The 8529-nt window shown below is 47.9% G+C and carries 10 protein-coding genes; all 10 read left to right on the top strand.

Translation table 11 applies throughout. The features are described from left to right. The coding region (locus tag ENI34_01630) for an aminotransferase class I/II-fold pyridoxal phosphate-dependent enzyme (GenBank protein ID HEC77829.1) at positions 1–508 on the top strand (508 nt) is incomplete at its 5' end. Beyond that, the gene (locus tag ENI34_01625) at positions 505–1620 is read left to right on the top strand and encodes an N-acetyltransferase (protein ID HEC77828.1); all 1116 of its coding nucleotides are present in this window, start codon (positions 505–507) and stop codon (positions 1618–1620) included. The genes ENI34_01630 and ENI34_01625, both read left to right, overlap by 4 nt. Before the next feature lie 76 nt (positions 1621–1696). Continuing rightward, on the top strand, positions 1697–2788 hold the full coding sequence (locus ENI34_01620; protein ID HEC77827.1) for an isocitrate/isopropylmalate dehydrogenase family protein: 1092 nt from the start codon (positions 1697–1699) through the stop codon (positions 2786–2788). A gap of 5 nt (positions 2789–2793) precedes the next feature. After that, entirely contained in the window at positions 2794–4041 is a 1248-nt protein-coding gene (locus tag ENI34_01615; protein HEC77826.1) for a homoaconitate hydratase family protein, read from the top strand. Position 4042: 1 nt separating this feature from the next. Continuing rightward, positions 4043–4546 (top strand): 3-isopropylmalate dehydratase small subunit, encoded by a 504-nt coding sequence (locus ENI34_01610; GenBank protein HEC77825.1) that lies wholly within the window; start codon positions 4043–4045, stop codon positions 4544–4546. Positions 4547–4551: 5 nt separating this feature from the next. Continuing rightward, a complete protein-coding gene (locus ENI34_01605) occupies positions 4552–5064 on the top strand; it encodes an HDIG domain-containing protein (GenBank protein HEC77824.1) in 513 nt (170 codons plus the stop codon). A 55-nt stretch (positions 5065–5119) separates the two neighbouring features. Further along, positions 5120–6304 (top strand): succinate--CoA ligase subunit beta, encoded by a 1185-nt coding sequence (locus tag ENI34_01600; protein ID HEC77823.1) that lies wholly within the window; start codon positions 5120–5122, stop codon positions 6302–6304. Positions 6305–6310: 6 nt separating this feature from the next. After that, positions 6311–7183, top strand: a complete 873-nt coding sequence (gene sucD, locus ENI34_01595; protein ID HEC77822.1) for a succinate--CoA ligase subunit alpha — start codon at positions 6311–6313, stop codon at positions 7181–7183. A gap of 2 nt (positions 7184–7185) precedes the next feature. Further along, complete coding sequence (locus ENI34_01590) at positions 7186–7950, top strand: citryl-CoA lyase (GenBank protein HEC77821.1); 765 nt, start codon at positions 7186–7188, stop codon at positions 7948–7950. Positions 7951–7953: 3 nt separating this feature from the next. Further along, the coding region (locus ENI34_01585; GenBank protein HEC77820.1) for a 3-isopropylmalate dehydratase large subunit at positions 7954–8529 on the top strand (576 nt) is incomplete at its 3' end.

Below are 8529 nucleotides of genomic sequence, written 5' to 3'. Positions count from 1 at the left end.
TGTACTCGATGATGTCGATTTGATAATGGGCACCTTCATCAAAGCATTCGCTTCACTGGGAGGGTTTGTAGTCGCAGACAAAGATGTAATCACCCATATCAAACATCGGGCGAGGGCTCTGATATTCTCGGCGAGCATGGTTCCCGCCTCGGTTGCGAGTGCCCGCATGGCTCTACATATCATAAAGACCGAACCGCAGAGACGGGAACGTTTGTGGTCGATAACCAGAAGAGTGTTGAAAGGATTTAAAGAGATCGGACTGGATACCGGTGAGAGCGAAACTCCGGTGATACCGGTCATCATCGGTGATGATGATAAATGCTTTGCTTTCTGGAAGATGCTCATCGCCAACGGCATCTTCGCCAATCCGGTGATATCACCGGCGACGCCGCCGGGCAGAGCGCTTATCCGGACGAGCTATATGGCGACACATACAGACGAAGATATCGATACAGTGCTCAGGGTTTTTGAAGAATGTGCAAAAGAATTCAATCTGGGGAAAAAATGATCGAAGTCGTTCCTGTAAAGACCGATAAAGAGTTAAAGGCTTTTATAAACTTTCCGTACCAGTTGTACAAAAACAACCGATACTGGGTACCTCCCCTTAAACGGGATGTTTACGGGCTTTTTGATAAAGAGAAGAATCCTTTCTGGAAACATGCAGAACGTGAAATGTATCTTGCCTACCGCAACAAGCGCATCGCCGGAAGGATATGTGCTATTCTGGATTACAATTATATTGAATTCTGGAATGAAAAAATCGGTTATTTCGGATTTTTTGAATGTGATGATGATGAAGATGCGGTGAAGGCGCTCTTTGAACAGGTAAGACAGTTTCATAGTGACCGGGACATCGTGAAGTTCATCGGGCCGATGAATCCTTCGACCAATGATGAATGCGGTGTTCTCATTGAAGGATTTTATACGCCGCCGTTTATTATGATGCCCCATAATTTTGAATATTACGACAGAATCATCAAAGCCGCCGGTTTGAAAAAGGTAAAGGATTTATACGCATACTATATGGATATGAAAGATGCACCTTTTGAATATCTTGAGAGGCTCTGTTCGATTGTCAGACGCAGGGTTCAGGATATGAAGGTGAGACCGGTCAACCTCGATGATTTCAAGAATGAAGTAAAGAAGATAAAAGAGATCTATAATGACGCCTGGAGTCGAAACTGGGGTTTTGTGCCGATGGTCGATGAAGAGATCGATGCGATGGCGAGAGATTTGAAACCGCTGGTTAAACCCGAACTTATCCCGATCATCGAGATCGACGGAGTTCCTGCGGCAGTTTCCCTTGCAGTCCCCAATTACAACGTCGTTTTGAAAAAATTGAACGGCAGACTCGGCCCGATCGAGATGCTGAAATTCCTCTTCTATAAGAACAAAATCAAGGAAGCACGGTTGATGGTGATGGGAGTCAGGAAACAATATCAGAAAATGGGCCTGGAATCACTCCTCTTTCTTGAATCATTCAGAGCCGGACAGGAACTCGGTTATACCGGCGGTGAACTTTCATGGGTACTCGAGGACAATCATCCGACCAACAATGCAATCAAGAAGATGGGTGGCAAACTGTATAAGAAGTACCGCATTTACGAAGGCACCGTATAAATTTATATGATATTCATGATGCTGGAAATCAGCGTCGCTGTAAGAATCATCTGCAGAACAATAAAAGGAGTTGATTATGGCAAAATATAGAATCGCCTGGCTGCCAGGTGACGGTATAGGTAATGATGTTCTTGAAGCCACCAGGATTATACTGGACAAAATAAATCTTGATGCCGAATATGTTCCCGGTGATATCGGCTGGCGGTTCTGGTGTGAAGAAGGCGACCCGTTTCCCAAGAGAACGATCGAGATGATGAAGACGACCGACTGTGCGATGTTCGGTGCAATCACTTCCAAACCCAAGACCGTCGCCGACCAGGAGTTGAAACCTGAGCTCAGAAATCAGGGATTCGTCTATCGAAGTCCGATCGTCCGTATGCGGCAGAGTTTTGATCTCTATATCTGCAAAAGGCCGTGCAAGGCATATAAAGGTAATCCTCTCAATTACAAAGAAGGGCTTGATTTCGTGATCTTCAGGGAGAACACCGAAGATCTATATTCCGGTATAGAGTACAACAGGGTTCCTGAAGAGATGCTCAAGATCAAGGGGATGGAGAAGGTTCCGCCGGATGCAGCGATCTCGGTGAAGGTGAATACACCAAAGGGATGTGAGAGAATCATCAAAGCGGCGTTTGAATTCGCCAGAAAAAAGAAACGCAAAAAGGTCACCTGTGTACATAAGGCGAATGTCGTAAGGGCGAGTGACGGCCTCTTCCTTGAAACCTTCAACAGAATATCAAAGTCGTACCCTGAGATAGAGGCGGATAATGCAAATGTTGATTCATTATGTCAGTGGCTTCTTAAAAAACCTTTTAATTATGATGTACTGGTTGCTCCGAATCTTTACGGTGATATTATATCCGACCTATGTGCTCAGATGACCGGAGGACTCGGTTTCGGTTCAAGCGGTAATATCGGAGACGACTACGCTGCATTTGAACCCACGCACGGTTCGGCTCCCAAATACGCCGGTATGTACAAGGTCAATCCTACGGCGACGATCCTCGCCGCAAAGATGATGCTGGAATGGCTGGGTGAGGAAGAGGCGGCTGAACGGCTGGAGAACGCCGTCGCCGCGGTGATCGCGGAAGGAAAGGTGATGACCTATGATATGGGCGGCAGTGCATCAACCCTTGAGATGGCTGAAGCGATAGCCGCTAAACTCTGAGAATTATGACGATCATTGAAAAGATATTTTCACGCAAGACCGGCGGAAAAAAGGTCAAACCCGGTGACTATATCTGGGTGGACTTGAGCCTCGTGGCGATGCGCGATTTTGGCGGTCCCAATGTGATTCAGGAATACATACGGGCGTTCGGAGACCATCCTGTCTTTGATAAGAAGAGGGTAGCCGTTACTTTTGATCTCCATATCCCCGCACGTAATGAAAAGGTCGCGGTGAATCAAAAGACCCTACGTGATTTTGTCAAGCAGCAGGGTGTGCATCTTTTTGATGTGAATACCGGTATCGGCCAGCATATTCTTCTTGAAAACGGTCTGGTCAAACCATGGGACATAGTGATCGGAACGGACAGCCATATGAATCTGCTCGGAGCCGTCGGCGCCGCGGGATTCGGTATGGGCACTACAGATGTCGCCGGAGCAATGTATAAAGGCAGACTCTGGTTCAGGGTGCCTGAAACCATAAAGATCGTCGTCAAAGGGAACGCCGGTGAATATGTGACCGCCAAGGATATAATCTTATATATATTGAAGAGGTTGAAGACCGACGGCGCTCTCAACAGAGCGGTTGAATTCACCGGTGATGCGGTTGAACGTATGACGCTCGCCGAACGGATTACAATGTCGAGTATGGTGACGGAGATGTCGGGAGAGGTCGGATTTTTCGAGACGAGTGCAGAGGTGCTTGACTTCATCCGATCCCGTACTGATGAACCGATATCCGGGTTGAAAGCCGATCCCGACGCCGGGTATGAGAAGGCATACGAATTTGTGATCGACGACCTGAAACCGCAGATCGCTTGCCCTCACTCTCCTGATAATGTGACGGAAGTCGAAAAAAAATCAGGGGTGAAGGTAAATCAGGTGTTCATCGGATCCTGCACAAACGGCAGATTTGAAGACCTGAAGGCGGCGGCTGATATTTTAAAGGGTAGAAGAATAAACAAAGGGGTGAGGCTTATCATCGTACCGGCTACTGCAGAGGTCGCCGCTCAGGCAGTGGAAGCCGGACTCTATGAAAGTTTTTTGAAGAGTGGTGCGGTGGTTACCAATCCGGGATGCGCTTTGTGTACGACCGGTCATCCGGGGATTCTCGCGCCGGGTGAAGTGATGGTATCGACCTCAAACCGGAACTTCATCGGAAAACTGGGAAAAGGAGCTGAGGTCTATCTTGCTTCGCCTGTTACAGCGGCTGCAACCGCACTTACCGGTGTAATAACCCCGCCGGGGGAGATTTAGAATGACAGTCAAAGGACGTGTGTGGAAATTTAAAGACGACATTGATACGGATCAAATATATCCGGGTAAATACCTGCCCCTGACCGACAAAAATGAGATGGCGAAACATGCGATGGAGGGAACCGAGATCGGTGCGGAATTTTTGAAGGATGTAAAAAAGGGCGATATCATCGTCGCCGGGAAAAATTTCGGTTGCGGTTCTTCACGTGAGCATGCTACAGTAGCGATCAAGGGGACAGGTGTTTCAGTCGTTATCGCTCGGTCATTCGCGCGGATTTTTCACAGAAACGCCGTAAACACCGGATTACCGATAATCGAACTCAAAGAAGCAGACGAGATCGCTCAGTCTGATATTCTCGAAGTGAATTGCGAGACCGGTGAAATAAAAAACATCACACAGGATAGAGCATACAAGGGCATTCCGCTTTCCAGTCTTGAAATGGACATCATGAAAGCGGGCGGACTGCTTGAATATCTTAAAAAAGAAGAATTAGGGGGTTTATAAAGAATATGAAGAAACGGGACATATATAAACTATTGCCGGAAATCAAGTGGATAAAGGATAAAAAGATCCGTGAGGGAGTGGCGGATACCTGGCTGCTTGCCGTAAAGAAAGGCGGATGGAAGAAGATCGACAGGATTCCTTTTACCCTGTTGATTAAAACGAAGAAGACATTGATTGAACATACCCGTTGCATCACGCGGATGGCAGTGGCAGTCGCCACGGTGCAGAAGGGGTTTAATTTCGATGTTGTGGTTGCGGGCGGTCTTGTTCATGATGTCGGAAAATTACTGGAATATGAAAAAAGAGGGAATAAAGTCGTTAAGAGCAAATACGGTGAACGGATCCGTCATCCGGTCGCCGGCTATGCCCTTGCCCTGGAAGCCGGTCTTCCTCTGGAAATAGCACACATCATTGCAGCACATTCGAGTGAAGGAGAAAAGGTCAGACGGAGCCGTGAGGCGATATTGATCAATCACTGTGACTTTATCGACTTCGATATTGCAAAGGCGGATAACTGATAAACCTGCTGCCTACCTATTGAATTTTTTTATAAACTTTATATAATTAAATATTATGAGACTATACGAGTTTGAAGCCAAAAGACTCTTTAAAAAACACGGTATTCCGGTTCTCGACAGTGTACTCGTTGATGAGAACAGCTTTGAGGAACTGGAGAAGGTGACTTATCCCGTGGTTGTCAAGGCCCAGACCTTTATCGGCGGCAGGGGAAAGGCAGGACTGATCAAACCCGCTGACAACCGAAAAGATGCTGAGAATAAGATCAAAAATATGCTCGGCAGAAAGCACGGTGCCTTTGAAATCAAGAGTGTTCTCGTTGAGAAGAAGGTCGAGGTCGAACGTGAGGTCTATATCGCAGCGACGATTGATCGACTTGAACACAAGCCGGTTCTGATACTCAGTAATAAAGGTGGTATTGATATCGAAGAAACCGCCAGACAGAGCCCTGACGCAATATTTAAGTATTACATTAATCCAGGTGGGAAAGTTCTCCCTTTTTTCGGAAGAAAGTGTGCAGCAAAACTTGGATTCAAGGGGCCTCTTCTTAATAAGTGCGCGGGAATTGTTGTAAAACTTTATTCCCTTTTCTTGAATCTCGACTGCAAACTTGTAGAGATCAATCCTTTGGCCCTTACCAAAACAGGCGGGATCTTTGCCCTCGATGCAAAGGTTAATCTCGACGAAGACGCGATGTTCAGACATCCAGAGTTAAAAGAACTGGGAATCACTGCCCGTCATGAAGTAGGAGAGTTGACCGAACGGGAGAAGTTCGCAAAATCAAAAGGAATTCCTTATGTGGATTTAGACGGTGACATAGGTGTCTTTCCGGGCGGCGCCGGATTCGGCATCGCCGCCATTGATTTGATTCAATACTACGGCGGAAAACCGGCTAATTTTATGGATTCAGGCGGTGCACCCACCCAGGAAAAATTGCGCGCCATGCTCGGTCTGCTCATTGAAAATCCTCGGGTGAAGGCGATATTCGGGGCACGGTTCGGCGGTATTTCAAGGTGTGATGATTGGGCAAAAGCACTTGTTCAATATGTAAAGGAAAACAGACCGGAAAAACCGATGATTATGAGGATGACCGGAAATATGGAGGAGGAAGGTAGAAAGATACTGGAACAGGCGAAAAGAGACGAGCCCGAACTCTTTAAAAAGATAAAGGTATACTCTGTCGATACCCCGATCGAGGAAGTGATAAAAGAGACGATAAGAGCAGCTGCAGAATGTAAGTGAGGGATTATGAGTATAATAATAGACGAAAATACCAAGACCATTATTCAAGGAATTACGGGCAGAAATGCATCGCTTCATACCAAGTTCATGCTTGAGTACGGTACAAAGATCGTCGGTGGAGTCACCCCGGGAAAAGGCGGCCAGGAAGTCGCCGGAGTTAAGGTGTATGATACTGTTGCCGAATGTCTGAGCGAGGTTCCCGACGCCGCTGTTTCAAGTATCTGGGTTCCACCCCAGTTCGCCAAAGATGCGATACTGGAAGCGATCGACGCCGGCATTAAGACGGTCGTCGTCATCACCGAACGCATTCCCATTCATGATATGCTCTATGTCCGCGATGCGGCGAAAGAAAGGGGAGTGATGGTCATCGGCGGCAATACACCGGGACTCATCTCACCGGGAAAGGCGCTTGTCGGTATGTTGCCGAAGATCACATTCAGACCGGGCAGAATCGGAACGGTCGCCCGCAGTGGAGCAATCACATACTACTTAGCCAACTCACTCAACTTGGCGGGATTCGGAGAGTCGACATCTGTGGGACTTGGCGGCGATCCGATCCTGGGAGCTAATTTCGAAGATATATTGAAGCTTTTTGAAGGTGATTCTGAAACCGACGCCGTGGTCATGGCAGGAGAGATCGGTGGAGTCTATGAAGAACTGGCGGCTCCTTATATCAGGAAGATGTCCAAACCGGTCATCGCCTATATCACCGGAAAAGCGGCTCCCCAGGGAAAGAGGCTCGGTCATGCCGGTGCAATAATCGAAGGTGATATGGGAACCGCAAAGAGCAAGATCGAAGCATTGTCCTCCAATGGTGCATATATCGCGGAAACTTTGAGTGAAATCCCTGAACTCGTTAAAAAGGCGTTAGGAGGTTGAAGATGTGGAAGACATCGATATCCAGGGTGGAACCAGACCATATTATAACCAGAGGTTATAAACAGGAAGAACTCATCGGCAGGGTGCCGTTTGCCTCTGTGTTCTTTTTACTTATAAAAGGAAGGATGCCTGATCAGAAAGAAGCGAAGATGATTGATGCGATCATTACTTCGTCTGTCGACCACAGTGTAACACCGCCGTCCACTCATGCGGCACGGGTGGTGGCTTCTGCAGGTGTTCCTCTGCCTACTGCTGTAGCCGCGGGCATTCTGGCGGTGGGAGATGTTCACGGTGGTGCGATTGAAGACGGAGCGAGGATCCTTCAGGAATGGGTGGCTTTGAAAGAGCAGCATAATTGGACTATGGAACAGACCGCCGCCAATCTTTTGAAGAGTTTGAAAGAACAGGGAAAACGTATGCCCGGTTTCGGCCATCGTTTGCACAAGAACGATCCCCGTACCGCAAGGCTCTATGAAATGGCGGCTGAACTGGGTATTGAGGGAGAGCATATCAGATTGAGCAAGGCGTTGAAACAGGAGTTCGCCAGGAAAAAAGCCCTGCCCATCAATGTCGACGGTGCGATTGCAGCGATCATCTCTGATATGGGTTTTGACTGGCGGCTGGGAAAGGCGTTCTTTTTACTGGGGCGCTGTGCCGGTTTAATCGCCCATGTCTATGAAGAGTGCACCACCCAGAAACCGATGCGTCCGATGTGCAAACAGGAGGTCGAGTACGACGGCCCCTGGGAAAGGAACCTGGAGCATTAATTGATGACCATCGCTGAAAAAATTCTGGCAAAGGTATCGGGTAGAGAAAAGGTCGTTCCCAATGAAATCGTGATGGCCCGGGTGGACCTCGCCATGTCTCATGAGAACGCCGATGTGGTCTTAAGGGCGTTTAAGGAGATCGGCGTTGAAAAAGTCTGGGATAATGAAAAGATTGTGATTCTCTTCGACCACAGAATCCCGGCGGACAGTGAAAAGACCGCAATCACTCACAAACGACTCAGAAATTTCGTTAAGGAACAGCGGATAAAGTTCTTTTATGATATGAAAGAGGGGATCTGTCATCAAATACTGGCGGAGTTCGGCCATGCCCGACCCGGCGTGCTGCTTGTCGGAACCGATTCCCACACAACCACCCACGGTGCATTCGGTGCTTTTGCCACAGGTATCGGCGCCACTGAAATGGCGGGTGTCTGGGCGACCGGCGAATTATGGCTTAAGGTTCCGGAATCAGTGAAGATAAATATTTCCGGTTCATTCAGACCGCTTGTTTCGGCCAAAGATCTGATTCTGTACATCATCGGCCGGCTCGGTGCCGACGGTGTGAGTTATAAAGCAGTT

The organism is candidate division WOR-3 bacterium, assembly GCA_011052815.1.
In the GTDB taxonomy this organism is placed as follows: Bacteria; Hydrothermota; Tepidihabitantia; order SM23-42; family SM23-42; genus DRIG01.
Note: the sequence above shows the minus strand (reverse complement) of the source record. Positions and strands in the feature narration are given on the sequence as shown.